15 protein-coding genes are annotated in these 13,988 nt (G+C 70.3%); 7 read left to right on the top strand and 8 right to left on the bottom strand.

Annotated features, from left to right (window positions below):
* Window positions 1-9: 9 nt before the first annotated feature.
* On the bottom strand, window positions 10-516 hold the full coding sequence (locus MKD38_RS24290; RefSeq protein ID WP_252680805.1) for a GNAT family N-acetyltransferase: 507 nt from the start codon (window positions 514-516) through the stop codon (window positions 10-12).
* Window positions 517-682: 166 nt separating this feature from the next.
* Between MKD38_RS24290 and MKD38_RS24285 the strand changes: the two genes are divergently transcribed.
* Window positions 683-1,255 carry a hypothetical protein gene (locus tag MKD38_RS24285; protein WP_252680803.1) on the top strand — a complete coding sequence of 191 codons (573 nt, stop codon included), beginning with the start codon at window positions 683-685 and terminating at the stop codon, window positions 1,253-1,255.
* A gap of 10 nt (window positions 1,256-1,265) precedes the next feature.
* Here MKD38_RS24285 and MKD38_RS24280 read toward each other — a convergent pair whose 3' ends face one another.
* Entirely contained in the window at window positions 1,266-2,171 is a 906-nt protein-coding gene (locus MKD38_RS24280) for a LysR family transcriptional regulator (RefSeq protein ID WP_252680801.1), read from the bottom strand.
* Window positions 2,172-2,368: 197 nt separating this feature from the next.
* Here MKD38_RS24280 and MKD38_RS24275 point away from each other — a divergent pair, with 197 nt between their 5' ends.
* From MKD38_RS24275 to MKD38_RS24255, 5 genes are all read left to right on the top strand, one after another.
* Window positions 2,369-4,360: an FUSC family protein gene (locus MKD38_RS24275; RefSeq protein ID WP_252680799.1), complete on the top strand. Its 1,992-nt coding sequence runs from the start codon at window positions 2,369-2,371 to the stop codon at window positions 4,358-4,360.
* 22 nt (window positions 4,361-4,382) lie between these two features.
* Window positions 4,383-4,601, top strand: a complete 219-nt coding sequence (locus MKD38_RS24270) for a DUF1656 domain-containing protein (protein ID WP_111521606.1) — start codon at window positions 4,383-4,385, stop codon at window positions 4,599-4,601.
* Window positions 4,598-5,506, top strand: a complete 909-nt coding sequence (locus MKD38_RS24265; RefSeq protein ID WP_252680797.1) for an efflux RND transporter periplasmic adaptor subunit — start codon at window positions 4,598-4,600, stop codon at window positions 5,504-5,506. Before MKD38_RS24270 ends, MKD38_RS24265 begins: the two co-directional genes overlap by 4 nt.
* On the top strand, window positions 5,503-6,996 hold the full coding sequence (locus MKD38_RS24260) for an efflux transporter outer membrane subunit (protein ID WP_252680795.1): 1,494 nt from the start codon (window positions 5,503-5,505) through the stop codon (window positions 6,994-6,996). The genes MKD38_RS24265 and MKD38_RS24260 overlap by 4 nt, the downstream gene beginning before the upstream one ends.
* Window positions 6,997-7,167: 171 nt before the next feature.
* The gene (locus tag MKD38_RS24255; RefSeq protein WP_018004579.1) at window positions 7,168-7,503 is read left to right on the top strand and encodes a cupin domain-containing protein; all 336 of its coding nucleotides are present in this window, start codon (window positions 7,168-7,170) and stop codon (window positions 7,501-7,503) included.
* Between the two features lie 6 nt (window positions 7,504-7,509).
* Here MKD38_RS24255 and MKD38_RS24250 read toward each other — a convergent pair whose 3' ends face one another.
* Window positions 7,510-8,394 carry a LysR family transcriptional regulator gene (locus MKD38_RS24250; RefSeq protein ID WP_252680793.1) on the bottom strand — a complete coding sequence of 295 codons (885 nt, stop codon included), beginning with the start codon at window positions 8,392-8,394 and terminating at the stop codon, window positions 7,510-7,512.
* 123 nt (window positions 8,395-8,517) lie between these two features.
* Between MKD38_RS24250 and MKD38_RS24245 the strand changes: the two genes are divergently transcribed.
* Window positions 8,518-8,949, top strand: a complete 432-nt coding sequence (locus MKD38_RS24245) for a VOC family protein (protein WP_252680791.1) — start codon at window positions 8,518-8,520, stop codon at window positions 8,947-8,949.
* Window positions 8,950-8,970: 21 nt separating this feature from the next.
* On the opposite strand, the gene MKD38_RS24240 is transcribed toward MKD38_RS24245, so the two are convergent.
* From MKD38_RS24240 to MKD38_RS24220, 5 genes are all read right to left on the bottom strand, one after another.
* Window positions 8,971-9,294, bottom strand: a complete 324-nt coding sequence (locus MKD38_RS24240) for a thioredoxin family protein (protein WP_062803140.1) — start codon at window positions 9,292-9,294, stop codon at window positions 8,971-8,973.
* Between the two features lie 126 nt (window positions 9,295-9,420).
* A complete protein-coding gene (locus MKD38_RS24235) occupies window positions 9,421-11,751 on the bottom strand; it encodes an ATP-dependent DNA helicase (protein WP_252680789.1) in 2,331 nt (776 codons plus the stop codon).
* A 150-nt stretch (window positions 11,752-11,901) separates the two neighbouring features.
* Window positions 11,902-12,375, bottom strand: coding sequence for an RES family NAD+ phosphorylase (locus tag MKD38_RS24230; RefSeq protein ID WP_252680787.1), 474 nt, complete (start codon window positions 12,373-12,375; stop codon window positions 11,902-11,904).
* Complete coding sequence (locus MKD38_RS24225; RefSeq protein ID WP_252680785.1) at window positions 12,372-12,887, bottom strand: Xre family toxin-antitoxin system antitoxin; 516 nt, start codon at window positions 12,885-12,887, stop codon at window positions 12,372-12,374. Before MKD38_RS24225 ends, MKD38_RS24230 begins: the two co-directional genes overlap by 4 nt.
* Before the next feature lie 93 nt (window positions 12,888-12,980).
* Entirely contained in the window at window positions 12,981-13,940 is a 960-nt protein-coding gene (locus MKD38_RS24220; protein WP_252680783.1) for a DNA-binding protein, read from the bottom strand.
* Window positions 13,941-13,988 lie beyond the last annotated feature (48 nt).

Below are 13,988 nucleotides of genomic sequence, written 5' to 3'. Positions count from 1 at the left end.
GCGCCGGCCTCAGGCGGTGGCGTTGAAGGCGTCGTGATAGCTGACCGTGCCGACCGGACAGGCGCCGTCGAAGGCCAGCGCCTGGAAGTATTCCGGCGGCACGCCCGGCAGCACCAGTCCGGGCTGCGCGGCAAAGCCGAAGCGCCCGTAGTAGGCCGGCTCGCCCAGCACCACGCAGCCAGCGGCGCCCTCGCGGCGCAACGCCTCCAGTGCCGCGCGCACCAGTTGCGCACCGATGCCCTGCCCCTGCCGCGGCGGCACCACCGACAGGGGCCCCAGCCCATGCCATCCTGACGCGCCGGAAGAGATCATGACCGGCGAAACCGCGACGTGCCCGACCAGCGCATCGCCGTCCTGCGCCACCAGTGATACCGTCAACTGGCCTGCCCGGCGCAGCGCATTGACGATGAACGCCTCGGTCTGGCTGGCATGCGGTGCGGTGCGGAAGGCCGCAGTGGTCAGCCGGGCGATGGCGTCGGTGTCGGTGGGCACTTCGGGACGGATTTGCAGGGACATGGCGTGCGGCGTGGCGAACGGATCGATCGAGCGGCGATTCTACCCCTGGCATGCCTGGACCGGCACGGCAAGCGCGCCGTTGCGCCGTAGGACAAAGCCTGACAACGGCCGCAAGGACACAGGGCTAAAGTAGCAGCGCACCCGCCGCCCCCGTCCTGTCCGCGTCATGCCCCCAGACCCCGCCGCCGCCCACGCCGCCGTCCACGCCTTTGCCACCCCTGCTCCCTGCCGCTGGCGCCGCACCGCCGTCCGCCTGGGTGTGTCGTTGCTGGCCATGGCACTTGCCGTTCCCGCCACGCAGGCCGCCACCGTAGCCACGCCGCCGCTGTCGGAGCTTGCCACGCTGCTGCTGGGCACGGTGCGCGGCAAGCCGACCGGCATGCACGGGGTCACGCGCCTGACCACCGGCGACGCCGACCGGCAGCTGCGCCTGGCCTGCCAGGAGCTGATGCGCGCTGGCCCGGTCGACCTTGACGACACCACGCGCTTCGACGGCTGCGTGGCGCGGCCCGGCAAGATCGTCGACTTCCATCTGAAAGTCTCCGGCATCGATGCCAGCCGCGACGACACCCGTGATTTCATGGCCACGGCCAAGCCGATCCTCGAGCGCGGCATCTGCCGCAACCCGGACGTGCCGGTGCTGGGCAAGCTGGGGATCCGGCTGCGCTATCACTATGCGGCCGGACCGAAGCCGCTGGTGCTGCTCGACATCCCGCCCGACCAGTGCCGCGGCAAGTGAGCCGGCGGACTCAGGCCGCCCGCCCGTTCCCCAGCACCTCTTCGCACACCGCCAGCCACGCCCGCGCCGCGTGCGACAGGTAGCGCCCCGGCGACCAGATATGGGCCATGGTCCAGTCCACCGCGGGTTCGGTCAGGCGCGCCATGGCCAGCGTGTCCTGCGCCTGCAGGCGCTCGGCCAGCGGCTGGGGCAGGAAGGTGGTGCCCAGCCCCGCCGCCGCCATCGACGCCAGGAAGTCCCAGTGGCCGCTGCGTGCCACCACGCGCGGCTCGATGCGGGCTTCGACAAAGGCCTGGCGCAGCTTGCGCGTCAGCGAGAAATCCTCGGTCAGCATCACCAGCGGCTCGTCGCGCAGCGCCGCCAGCGACACGGTGCGCCCGCGTACCCAGGCCGCCTTGCGCGGTCCCACCGCCCAGATCGGATAGCGGCCGAACTGGCGCGTTTCCAGCGCCAGGCCACTGTCGCCCGGCAGCACGGTGGCGCCCACCTCCAGCTCGCCACCGGCCACCAGTTGCTCCACCACCTGCCCGCCGTGCTCGTCCAGCGTCAGTGACAGGTTGGGATAGCGCTGCCGGAACGCGCTGACCGCCGGCGAAAAAAACAGGTTGACCATCGGCGGGATGCCGACCGTCAACTGCCCCCGTCCCAGCGACGACAGGTCGGCGACCTCCAGCGTCAGCCGGTGCACCACGCCCAGCGCCTCCTGGCCGCGCTCGTAGACCACGCGGCCGACGTCGGTCAGGCGCACGCTCTTGCCTTCGCGGATCAGCAGCGGCTGGCCGACTTCATCCTCGAGCTGGCGGACCATCTTGCTGATGGTCGACTGGGTCACGAACAGCGACGAGGCGGCCTGGGTAAAGCTGCGCAGCCGCGCGGTCTCGACGAAATAGCGCAGCGCGCGGATATCGATGGGCATGTTGGCGTGGAGCGCGGACGCCCCGGTCCATGAAGAATACGAATGGGAAGGTGAATATTAAATCATGAATGGAATGCGAAAGGTGCGGCTACACTTCGCTCCCACCCTGTCGCCCCTGCCCAAACCGCGCCCTTAATGAAGCACGGAGCGGCAGGCGGTGGCAAAGCGCCCCCAACCTTCCTTCAAGACCCCGCTCCATGGCTAGCTGGCCGAATGCACGACAGTGGCTGTTCTCGCTGAAGGCATTCGCCGCCGCGATGCTCGCGCTCTACATCGCGCTGGCGCTGGGACTGGCGCGCCCGTACTGGGCCATGGCGACGGTGTACTTCGTCTCGCATCCGCTCACCGGCGCGACCCGCTCCAAGGCCGCGTATCGCGTCGCCGGCACGGTGCTGGGCGCCGCCGCCGCGGTGGCGACGGTGCCGCAACTGGTCAACATGCCGATCGTGCTGATGGGCGCGATCGCGCTGTGGATCAGCGTGCTGGTGTACCTGTCGCTGCTGCAGCGCACGCCGCGCAGCTACGTGTGCCTGCTGGCGGCCTACACGCTGCCGATCGTCGCCTTGCCGGCAGTCAGCCAGCCGGCGCAGATCTTCGACATCGCCGTGGCACGGATCGAGGAAATCGTGATCGGCATCGTCTGCGCCGGGCTGGTGGGCTCGGTGGTGTTTCCGGCCAAGGTCGCCCCGGCGCTGCGCGCGCGTGCCGATACGTGGCTGGCCGATGCCGGGGCGTGGGCCTCGGACATCCTTGTTGGCAGCCCGCGCGCCGACCACAGCCGCCACCGGCTGGCCGCCGGCATCCTGCAACTGGACCAGCTGATCAGCCAGCTCGCCTACGACACCGAAGGCAGCCACACGCTGCGTCACGCGCGCGCGCTGCGCCGGCGCATGACCATGCTGATGCCGCTGCTGTCGTCGCTGGACAGCGTGCTGCAGGCGCTGCGCTGCCATGCCGGCGGCATCCCTGCTGACCTGCGCGAGGCGCTGGCGGCGACGGCTGCATGGCGCGCCGGCGATGCTGCCACGGCGCCCGCCGCCGCGCCCGAAGGCTGGCGGATGCCGCCCGGACCCGACCCGAGCGGCTGGCATGATCGCCTTGCCGCCACGGCGGCCGACCAGCTGCAGCGCCTGTACGCCCTGTACGGCGAATGCCGCGCGCTGCAGCAAGGCATCGGCGACAAACGCAGCGGCACGCCGCTGCCACGCGGCGAACCCGCTGCGGAAGCTGCCGGCCATCACCATGACCACGGCATGCTGCTGTTCGGCGCGGTGTCCAGCGGGCTGGCGGTGTTCTGCGCCGGGCTGCTGTGGATCTTCTCGGGCTGGGAGGACGGCGCCGGCGCGGTGGTGGTGGCTTCGATCGCCTGCTGCTTCTTTGCCGCGGTCGACGAGCCGCGGCGCATGGCCGGCGCCTTCATGCGCTGGAGCGCAATCTGCCTGCTGATCTCGTCAGGCTACCTGTTCCTGGTGGTGCCGCATGCGCACACTTTCGAAGCGCTGGCCGCGCTGCTGGCGCTGCCCTATCTCGGCATCGGCCTGCTGATTTCGCGGCCGGGGTTCCAGCTGATCGCGATGCTGCTGTCGGTCAACACCGCAGCGTTTGCCAACGTGCAGGCGGTGTTCGACGCGGACTTCCTCGCCCTCTTCAATACCTGCCTGGCCAGCGCCGCGGCCATGGTGTTCGCACCGCTGTGGTCAGTGGCGGCACGCCCGTTCGGCGCGCGCGCGACGGCACGGCGGCTGGTGCGCGCCAGCTGGCACGACCTGGCGCAGGCCGCCACGCTGCGCGCCAGCGATGGCGATGCGCGGCTGGGCGCGCGCATGCTGGACCGGCTGGGCCAGCTGGTTCCGCGGCTGGGCGCAGCCGGCGATCCCTTGTCCACCGACGGCTTCCATGCGTTGCAGGTCGGCTATTGCGCGCTGGCGCTGCGCAAGGCTTTGCTGGACCTGCCGCCGCCGGCGCGCAAGCCGGTGCGCCGGGTGCTGGCCGCGGTGGCGCGGCATTTCCGCGCGCATCTGCGCGCGGGCAGCCGCGTACCGGTGCCGGCGGACCTGTCCGCGGCCGTGGGCGAGGCCATGGCCGCGGTGGCGGCCAGCGGTCGCGCCAGCCAGCGCGGCACGCTGGGCGCGCTGGTGGTGCTGCAGGTCACGCTGCTTCCGCCTCCCGCCATGACCTTGTCCCGCTGATCCCACCTTCTTCGCTGCGCCCATGCTTAGTGAAATCGACCTCTACGGCGTGTTCGTGCCTGGCGTGCTGGTGCTGGCCGTGCTGGCCTTTGCGGTGGCCACGGCAATCCGCATGGTGCTGGCCGCGCTGGGCTGCTACCGGCATATCTGGCACCGCTCGCTGTTCAACCTTTCTCTCTATGTGATCGTCCTGGGCGCCGTGGCTGCCGTATTCGCCGCGGTGCCCGGACTGCCGTCATGACCTTCCGACCCCGCTCCTTGCTTCCCGTGCTGCCGACGCTGCTGGCCGCCATTGCCGCGCTGCTGGTGCTGCGCCACCTGTGGGACTACTACACCGCCGCGCCCTGGACCCGCGACGGCCATGTGCGTGCCGACATCGTCCAGGTGGCACCCGACGTCTCGGGACTGGTCACGCGCGTGCTGGCGCGCGACAACCAGTACGTCCAGGCCGGCGAAGTCCTGTTCGAGATCGACCGCGACCGCTACGCGCTCGCCCTGGAACAGGCGCTGGCGACGCTGGCGACCCAGCGTGCCGCGCTGGCGCAGGCGCGGCGCGAAGCCGCACGCAATCGCGACCTGGACGGCGTGGTGTCCGCCGAAGTCGCCGAGCAAGGGCGTGCGCGCGTCGAGCAAGGCCAGGCCGCACTGGCGCAGGCCGAAGCCGCGGTGCGGCTGGCCCGGCTGAACCTGCAACGCACCAGCGTGCGCAGCCCGGTGGCGGGCTATCTCAACGACCGGCTGCCGCGGCTGGGCGACTACGTGACGACCGGGCGACCGGTGCTGTCGATGGTCGATGCCGGCTCCTTCCACGTCGAAGGCTATTTCGAGGAAACGAGGCTGCACCGCATCCACATCGGCAGCCCGGTCGACGTGCATATCATGGGCGAGCCCCGTCACCTGCGCGGCCACGTGCACAGCATCGCCGCCGGCATCGAGGACCGCGACCGCAGCGCGGGTTCCAACCTGCTGCCCAACGTCAATCCCACTTTCAACTGGGTGCGGCTGGCGCAGCGCGTGCCGGTGCGCATCGTGCTGGAAGACGTGCCTGCCGACGTGCGCCTGGTCTCCGGGCGCACCGCCACCGTGGCGGTGCGCGAGCCGGCCGCAGTCAACGGCGCCGCGCGCCGCGCGGGGCCGCGATCGTGAGGCCGCGCCGTGGCTGGGTGGCGTGCCTGTGCGCATGCCTGAGTGCCTGCACGACCGTCGGACCGGACTATCGCGTGCCCGAGCGCGCGGCGGTACGCGATGCCATGGCCAATGGCCCATTGCAAGGTGCGCAGGCAACGCACGTGGCGATCGCCCCCGTGCCCGACGACTGGTGGCGCCTCTATGACGACGAACGGCTCGACCGGCTGGTCACCAAGGCGCTGGCGGCAAATACCGATATCCGCGCCGCCAGCGCCAACTTGCGCCGCGCGCTGGCCCTGCTGCACGAAGTCGAAGCCGAAAACCTGCCACAGGGCAACGCCGGCGCCGGCGTGTCGCGTGCGCAGCTGTCGGGGGAGAGCTTTTTGCAGCAGGCGCAGCCACCGGTGTTCAACCTGGGCGACGTGGGCCTGGGCGCGTCCTACCTGATCGACTTCTTCGGCAAGCTGGCGCGCGCCGACGAGGCCGCGCTTGCCGGTGCCCAGGCCAGCGAGGCGACACTGGACATGGTGCGCGTCACCGTCGCCGCGCAGACCGTGCGCGCCTACGTGCAAGGTTGCGCAGCCACGCATGACCTGCATGCCGCCACGCAGCAGCTGGCGGTGCAGCAGCGCACGCTGGATGCCACCCGCCGCCTGTTCGCCGCGGGCCGCGCCGGGCCGGCCGAGGTGGCGCGCGAACGTGCCCGCATCGAAGCACTGCGCGCGGCGCTGTCGCCGCTGCAGGCCGCACGCAGCGCCGCGCGCTACCGGCTGGCGCTGCTGCTGGGCCAACCGCCAGGGGCACTGCCAGAGGCCGAAGTCGCCTGCGATGCCGAGCCCGTGCTGCGCGCGCCGCTGCCAGTCGGCGACGGCGCCGCGCTGCTGCGCCGGCGCCCCGACGTGCGCCAGGCCGAACGCGAGCTCGCCGCCGCCACCGCGCGCATCGGCGTGGCTACGGCCGACCTGTATCCGTCGATCCGCATCGGCGCCAGTGCCGGACTGACCGGCGTGCTGAGCCATCTTGGCAGCGGGCCCACGGCGCGCTGGAGCGTGGGGCCGCTGCTGAGCTGGACCTGGCCCACCAATGGCGTGCGGCACCGCATCCACGGCCTGGAAGCCGCCGCGGATGCCGCGCTGGCGCGTTTCGACGGCGTGGTGCTGCGCGCGCTGCAGGAAACCGAGACCGCGCTGTCGGCCTACACGCGCGAACTCGAACGCCACGCGGCCCTGCATGCCGCGGGCGAGCACGCCGCGCAAGCCGCGCGGCAGCAGCGCCGGCTATGGGAGGCGGGGCGCCTGCCCTACCTGGCGCATCTCGATGCCGAGCGCGACCTCGCTGCCGCGCAGGCCGCGCTGGCGGCCTCCGCGGGCCAGGTAACCACGCGGCAGGTCGAGCTTTTCCTGGTCCTCGGCGGCGGCTGGCAGACCGCGCGCAGGATGGCCGCCGTGCCGCGCATCAAAGATGAAAAAGTGACTGAATCATGGACAGTTAAATCATCACAGGAATAGCTTCGGGTACTACATTTCCTTCCGTTGCGCGCGAAATACCCACGCAATCTGGCGCCGACACCACGCTGCGTGCTACTGATGCGCGCGCTCCGGTGCTAGATTGAGAAGGCGTGCCGCCGCCCGGCGTCGGCGCGCCTGACAAGCCACCCCACCAGACGCGAGGAGCCGCGCATGTCCCTTCCCCACCTAGCTTCCGGACAGATCGCCAGCGTGCTGCCCCTGGGCGTGCGGCTGGACCAGACCGCCACCCAGGCCCTGTTCAAGGAAGGCCCCCTCGAAGTGATGCGGCTGGTGCTGAAGGCCGGCAAGCATGTGCCCCCGCATGCGGTGGACGGACCCATGACCGTGCAATGCCTGGAGGGCGAAGTGCGCGTGCGCGTCGACGGCAGCGAACGCCAGCTGCGCCAGGGCGACCTGCTGTACCTTGGGCCTTGCGTGCGCTACGACGTGACGGCGGTGTCGGATGCCTCGGTGCTGGTGACGATGGTGTTGCCGGGCAGCCTCTGAGCCACCCTAAGCCTCGATCGGCTGCCAGCGCGCGCTCGCCGCCACGAAGGCATCGATCAGCGCCGCGACTGGCGCGCGGCGCAGCGCCGATTCACGCACCAGCACGCCAACCTCGCGATAGAGCGGCCCACCCGGCAGTGGCACCTGCACCACGCCGGCCGCCTCGCGCAGCGGCACCAGCTCGGCCGGAATGATGGCGCAGCCCAGGCCCGCTGCGACCATCTGCAGGATCACCGCCGGCTCGTCCAGTTCCATCCCTTCCCTGACCCAGAGCCGTTGCCGCTTCAGGTAGCGGTCCACCAGCTGGCCGCCGGTGCTGTGGCGGTTGTAGCGGATAAACGGCAGCGCCTCCACCAGCGCCCGCAACTCCTGCGGCGAGCCGGCTGGCCCGATGCCGACGAAGCGCTCGCGCACCAGCGGAACCCACTTCAGGTCGGGCGGCAAACCCAGGCGCGGCCGGATCAGCACGGCCACATCGAGCTCGCGCGCATCGACCTGCGTCAGCAGCTGGGTCGACATGCCGGGCACCACGTTGACGTGCGAATCCGGGAAGCGCTGGCGGAAGTGCCGCATTGCCTCGGCCAGCAGGGTGGCCTGCACCGTCGACACCGCGCCCAGCTCGACCGGCGCGGCATCGGCGTGCGGGCCGGCGCGGTCCTTCATCGCGGCATAGAGCTCGACAAAGCGCCGCGCCTCCGGCAGCAGCCGGCGCCCGGCCTCGCTGAGCGCAACCGATTTGCCGGTGCGCTCGAACAGGCGGCAGTCCAGTTCCTCTTCAAGGCGCCGGATCTGCATGCTGACGGCCGACTGGGTCAGCGCCAGCCGCGCCGCCGCGGCGGAAAAGGACCCGGTTTCGGCAGCCGTCAGGAAGGTCTGGAAGTAGCGGATCATCTATCGAAATTTTTGATGCTCAGGGCAAAAATGATTCGCTTCATATTACGGGTTGTGCTGACTACAATCAACGCGCAGGCCGGTTCGGGCCCGCTCAAAACCTTCCCCTCCATAAGAAGCCCCATGAGCACGACTTCCACGATCCCCTTGTTTCACCTGGCGTTTCCCGTGCGCGACCTGGCCGAGGCGCGCAGTTTCTATGGCGGGTTGCTGGGCTGCCCGGAAGGCCGCAGCTCCGAGGCGTGGGTGGATTTCAACTTCTATGGCCACCAGGTGGTGGCACACCTGTCGCCCGAGGAATGCGGCCACCGTGCCACCAGCGCCGTCGATGGCGACAATGTGCCAGTGCGCCATTTCGGCGCGATCCTGCCGATGGACCAATGGGAGGCGCTGGCCGGTCGCCTGCGCGCGGCCGGCACGCAGTTCGTGATCGAGCCGCACGTGCGCTTCAAGGGCCAGGTCGGCGAGCAGGCCACCATGTTCTTCCTCGACCCGTCGGGCAACGCGCTCGAGTTCAAGGCCTTTGGCGACCTGAGCCAGGTGTTCGCGAAGTAAGCGGGCGCCAGAGCGCGGCGGTCAGGCAATGCGGCGCATCGCCTCGCGGATGGGTTCTGCTTCCGTCGGGCGCACCAGCCTGGCCACTTCCTGGCCGTCGCGCAGGAACACCAGCGTCGGCCACAGCTTGATGCGGAACGACCGGCCCAGCGGGCGTCCGCTGCCGTCTTCGATCTTCAGGTGGCGCAGGTCCGGATGCACGGCAAAGGCTTCGGCCAGCGCCGGCTGGGCCCGCTGGCAGTAGCCGCACCACGGTGCGCCGAACTCCAGCACGGTGGCGCCGGACAGCGTGTCCACTTCGGTGCGGGTCGGCTCGGTGGCGGCGTAATGTTGGGTCATCGGCATGGTGTTTCCTTTCAGTTGGCGCGTGACGGTCTGCTTGCCAGATTCGTTCCAGGCCAGCGCGCGACCGACCACCTGAGGCGGACTACGGCGCCAGCATGCCGCATCTGCGGCGCCAGCGTGTAATTTCTACGCCGCCGGCGCGATTTCCCACCATGACGGCAGCAGCTCGCGCACCTCCGCCGCGGCAAAGCGGTCGTCGATCAGATACAGCACGCCCTGGTCCTGCTGCGTGCGAATCACCCGGCCGGCCGCCTGCACCACCTTGCGCAGCCCGGGATACAGGTAGGCATAGGTGTAGCCCCGGCCGAACGCCTGCTGCATGCGCGCGCGGAACTGCTCGTTGACGGCGTTGAACTGCGGCAGCCCCAGCGTCGCGACGAAGGCGCCGATCAGGCGCTCGCCCGGCAGGTCCACGCCCTCGGCAAAGGCGCCGCCGAGCACCGCAAAGCCGATGCCCTCCCCGCCTTCGGCAAACGCATCCAGGAACGCCGCCTGCGCGGCTTCATCCATGCCCCGCGCCTGGACCCAATGGGGGATGTCGGGGTGCGACATGGCGAATCGGGCGACGGCCTGCTGCAGGTATTCATGGCTGCTGAAGAAGGCCAGGTAGTTGCCCCGGCGCGCGCGGAACTGGTCCGCGATCAGCGCGACGATGGCCGGCAGCGACTGCTCGCGACGTGCATAGCGGGTGGAGATGCGTGCGGCAATCCTCACCGACAGCTGCTCGGCGCGGAACGGCGATGGCACTTGCACGCGCGCGCAATCGGCCGGCAGGCCCAGCGTGTCGAGGTAATAGTCCGCGGGATCGAGGGTCGCGGAAAACAGCGTGACCGAATGCGCGGCGGCAAGGCGCGGGCGCAGGAACGGGGCCGGGATGACGTTGCGCAGGCAAAGCCGGGCGTGGTGGCCGCGGCGCCGCGGCACGCGCTGGATATCGAACAGCGAATGCGCATCGAGCTGTTCGGCCAGGCGGGCGAAATGCAGCGCGTCAAAGTAGAAACGCTGCAACGCCGGATCGTGCGCGCCGGGATGCTCGGTCATGTAGGCCAGCGCCGCCGCACAGCATTCTTCCAGCGCGCGGCGAAAGGCCGCGGGCACTTCCGGCAGGACCTCGTAGGCATCGTCACCCTGACAGGCGAGGGAGTTCCACTGGCGCGCCAGCCGGGCCAGCGGCCGCGAAACCGGCGCCGGCGCGCCGCGGCGCAGCTCGCGCAGCGCTTGCGGATCCAGCTCCGCCGTGTACATCGCACGGCCGCGCTCGACCAGGTTGTGGGCTTCGTCCACCAGCACGCTGGCGCGCCAGCCATTGGCCACGGTCAGCGCATACAGCATCGCGCTGCGGTCGAAGTAGTAGTTGTAATCGGCCACCACCACGTCGCTCCAGCGCACCAGCTCCTGTGCCAGGTAGTAAGGGCAGATGGCATGTTCGCGCGCCAGTTCGCGCACCGCGGCGCGGTCGCGCACCGGCACGGCGCGCGCCGCTTCGCGCGCGGCCGGCAGGCGGTCATAGAAGCCGCGCGCCAGCGGACACGATTCGCCATGGCAGGCCAGTTCCGGATGCTCGCAGGCCTTGTCGCGCGCAGTCAGTTCGAGCACGCGCAGCGGCTGCGCGCCATGGCCGCGCAGGGCCGCGGCGGCATGCAGCGCCACCCCGCGCCCGGTGGAGCGCGCCGACAGGAAGAACACCTTGTCGAGCTTCTGGCCCGGCATGGCCTTGAGCACCGGGAACAGCGTCCCGACTGACTTGCCGATGCCGGTGGGCGCCTGCGCCAGCAGGTGGCGGCCGGCGCGGTTGGCGTTGTAGACCGCCTGCGCCAGTTCGCGCTGGCCCGGGCGAAAGCCCTGGTGCGGAAACGCCAGCTGCGCCAACGCGGCATCGCGCGCCTGCCGGTGCGCCAGCTCGGCCTGGGCCCAGTGCAGGAAACGCTCGCACGACTGGACGAAGAACGCCTCGAGCGCCGGCGCGTCGAAGTGCGCCACCACCGGGTGCTCACGCTGGCTGACGATGTCGAAATAGACCACCGCGATCTCCAGCCCGGGCAACCCGAGCTTGCGGCACAGCAGGCAGCCATAGATCCTGGCCTGGGCCCAATGCAGGTGGCGGTGGTTGTCCGGCACGGCGGCATCGCCGCGAACCGTCTTGATTTCCTCGAGCCGGTTGGCAGCGGGATCGTAGCCGTCGGCACGGCCACGGACATGAAGCGGACCGAAATCCGCGGACAGCGCCACTTCCGCCTGATAGCCAGCGCCGCGACGGCTGGTCACCACGCCATGCCCCGCCACCCCTTCCTGCGCCGACGGCGTCGGCACGAAACGCAGATCCAGGTCGCCCGCCTTGGCGGTGAACTCGCACAGCGCGCGGACGGCGACGACGTACGCGGGCTGCGCCTGCGCAGTGGCCGGTGCGGGCGGTGCGGGCGTGGCGGGAGGGGGCGCGGTGACGGCGGACACAGACAATGGGCACGGCGGAAACTGTACAAATATACAGTAGCGGCCTGGCCGAGGACGCACTTCCCGCGCCGCGCGCATAAAGAAAGAGCAAATCGACCACCAGCGGCAAGATCCAGAAACACCTGCTGCGCGCTGGCGGCGCGGCGTGATCGTGCCTCAGGCCAGGCGCGCGTCGTACTGCCAGCGGCGCACCTTGGTATACGCCAGCCGCCTGGCATCCGCATGCAAGGGATTGACCAGCACGTTGTACTCTTCGGGAATCACGATGGAAGGCACCAGCAGCAAGGCGCTGGTGCCCGCGCTGACACAGGCCTCGCCGGTGTCGAGGCTGGTCTTGCCGGCGGGAATGGCATCCCAGCCGACCGGCGCGCTGGCGGCCGTCAAGTGCCGCGCCGCCGCCCACAAGTCATCGGGAATGTCGATGCGGACCAGGTAGCGGTTCAGCGGCAGGCCGGCCGAGCCCAGGTGGACCAGCGTTTCCAGGCAAGCCAGCGCGATGCTCGAGGCCGCGTAAATCAGGGGCGTTCCTTGCCGGTTCCAGCGCCCTCCGGTCGCCTTGGCACCGGCGCCGCTGGCATCGTCCGCGGTGTAGACGGGCGTGTCGGTCGCGATGCGCCAGGCCTGCCTCAAGCGTAGGCCCCGCTCTGCATCCTGGCCACCAGGTCGGAGACGATGCGCTGGCCCGCGACGGTATCCATCAACTCGGCGGGGCGTTGCCCGCCCAGCGCCGGCGACGGCTGCTCCAGCCACTGCGCTACCCACTGCGCCGCATTGAAGCCGCGCGCATCGCCCGAGCTTTCCACCAGCGCCTGTACCTGGCCAACCAGCCGTACCATGCCCAGCACGCGTTCGCTCTGCTCGCTCGACAGGTTCTGGTGCGCGCGCGCCTTGCGGTCGACGGTGGCACGCGGCAAGTCCAGCGTCTTGATCAGCTGTTCCTTGCTCGTACCCATGGATTCGGCCAGCCGGTTGAGGTCGGAAGCCGGCACGCCCTCACGGATGGCGTGGATCACCGACATGGCGCCTTCGGTCGACAGCGTGGCCTCGTAAACCGCCAGGTAGCTATTGACGCTGAGTTCGCGGGCGGCCCGGCGTTGGTGTGCAAGCGGATCATGGCCTTCGGGCGTGAGCATGCGCGGCATGGCAGACCTCATCAAATGAGCCTTCAGTATAGCTCAATTGATTTACCGCCAGCATGCCTTGCGCTGCGCTTTTTGCCGGAAAGCCTGGCTGACCTAGAGCCTGCGGGCACGCCGTCGCCCCTTGCCGGCGGACAGCGCGATGCGAGCCGGACGGCTCCGCCGGGGCGGCGTTGCGGCAGCCGTGGGGTCGGCAGGCGCCGCCCCAGCTTGCTCCCGATACTCCGCAAGCAGGTGTTCCCGCTGGCGCACCCGTTCCTCGAGCACTGCAATCGACTGGCCGAGCCGGCTCATCTCGCTGCCCTGGCGCGACGCCGCCTCCGCGGCCCGGCTCAGTCGCTCGACCGCCGCCTTGCGTTCGGCCTCGAGCAGCTTTTGCGCTTCCCTGGCGGCCACCCGCGCCGCGTCGAGTTCCAGCGCCATGCGGCGCTCGTTGGCGGCGGTGCGTTGCATCAGCGTTTCACGCTCCTGGTCCCATGCCGCGCGCCGGGCATCGAAATCGTTCTGCATGGCATGGCGCGCGGCCAGCGCGGAGGCATGCTCGGCGCGCAGCGCTGCGGCTTGCTGCTGCCATGCGGCCGCAGCGGTTTCGGCACGCGCGGCGCGCTCTCCCGCCTCGTCGCGCGCGCGCGTCAGTTCCGCCATGGCAGCCTCCGCGCCTTCGAGCCGCGCCTGCATGACCTGGCGTTCCTGCGCCAGGGCTTCGCGCTCCTGCTGCAGCGCCGTGCTGGCTTCCAGCAGTGCGGCTTCCCGCTGCGCCAACGCGGCCTCGGCCGAGACCCTGGCGCTTTGCAGCGCCGCCTCCCACAGGTAGCGCGCGGCTTCCGTGACGGGCTCGGGGCAGCCTGGCGCCGGCGCGAACCCCTGCGGATCCTGGATCCGCCCGCCTAGCGCGGCAAACCACGCATCCAGGTGCGGGCTCACCGTATTCGGCGAGCCTCGCCCAAGATGCAGGCGGATGCGTTCGATGGTCGGCCGCTGCCCGGCCTTGAGCAGGCTGTCGGCGGCTTGCCAGACGTCGTCGCGGGTGATGCCTCGGCTGCGGAGCGTTTCCATGGGTGACATGTGGCGGTAACTGGAAAATCACAAATAAGGTTCGATAAT

The organism is Cupriavidus sp. WGlv3 (genome assembly GCF_023952475.1).
GTDB classification, from domain to species: domain Bacteria; phylum Pseudomonadota; class Gammaproteobacteria; order Burkholderiales; family Burkholderiaceae; genus Cupriavidus; species Cupriavidus phytorum.
This window is presented reverse-complemented; position numbering and strand designations above follow the sequence as displayed.

Excerpts from the sequence above, each read along its gene's own strand:
- MKD38_RS24290 (WP_252680805.1), bottom strand. The coding sequence starts at position 516 with ATGTCCCTGCAAATCCGTCCCGAAGTGCCCACCGACACCGACGCCATC.
- MKD38_RS24275 (WP_252680799.1), top strand. The coding sequence starts at position 2,369 with ATGGCTAGCTGGCCGAATGCACGACAGTGGCTGTTCTCGCTGAAGGCA.
- MKD38_RS24240 (WP_062803140.1), bottom strand. The coding sequence starts at position 9,294 with ATGCCGATGACCCAACATTACGCCGCCACCGAGCCGACCCGCACCGAA.
- MKD38_RS24245 (WP_252680791.1), top strand. The coding sequence starts at position 8,518 with ATGAGCACGACTTCCACGATCCCCTTGTTTCACCTGGCGTTTCCCGTG.
- MKD38_RS24220 (WP_252680783.1), bottom strand. The coding sequence starts at position 13,940 with ATGGAAACGCTCCGCAGCCGAGGCATCACCCGCGACGACGTCTGGCAA.
- MKD38_RS24270 (WP_111521606.1), top strand. The coding sequence starts at position 4,383 with ATGCTTAGTGAAATCGACCTCTACGGCGTGTTCGTGCCTGGCGTGCTG.
- MKD38_RS24255 (WP_018004579.1), top strand. The coding sequence starts at position 7,168 with ATGTCCCTTCCCCACCTAGCTTCCGGACAGATCGCCAGCGTGCTGCCC.
- MKD38_RS24265 (WP_252680797.1), top strand. The coding sequence starts at position 4,598 with ATGACCTTCCGACCCCGCTCCTTGCTTCCCGTGCTGCCGACGCTGCTG.
- MKD38_RS24285 (WP_252680803.1), top strand. The coding sequence starts at position 683 with ATGCCCCCAGACCCCGCCGCCGCCCACGCCGCCGTCCACGCCTTTGCC.
- MKD38_RS24225 (WP_252680785.1), bottom strand. The coding sequence starts at position 12,887 with ATGCCGCGCATGCTCACGCCCGAAGGCCATGATCCGCTTGCACACCAA.
- MKD38_RS24250 (WP_252680793.1), bottom strand. The coding sequence starts at position 8,394 with ATGATCCGCTACTTCCAGACCTTCCTGACGGCTGCCGAAACCGGGTCC.
- MKD38_RS24280 (WP_252680801.1), bottom strand. The coding sequence starts at position 2,171 with ATGCCCATCGATATCCGCGCGCTGCGCTATTTCGTCGAGACCGCGCGG.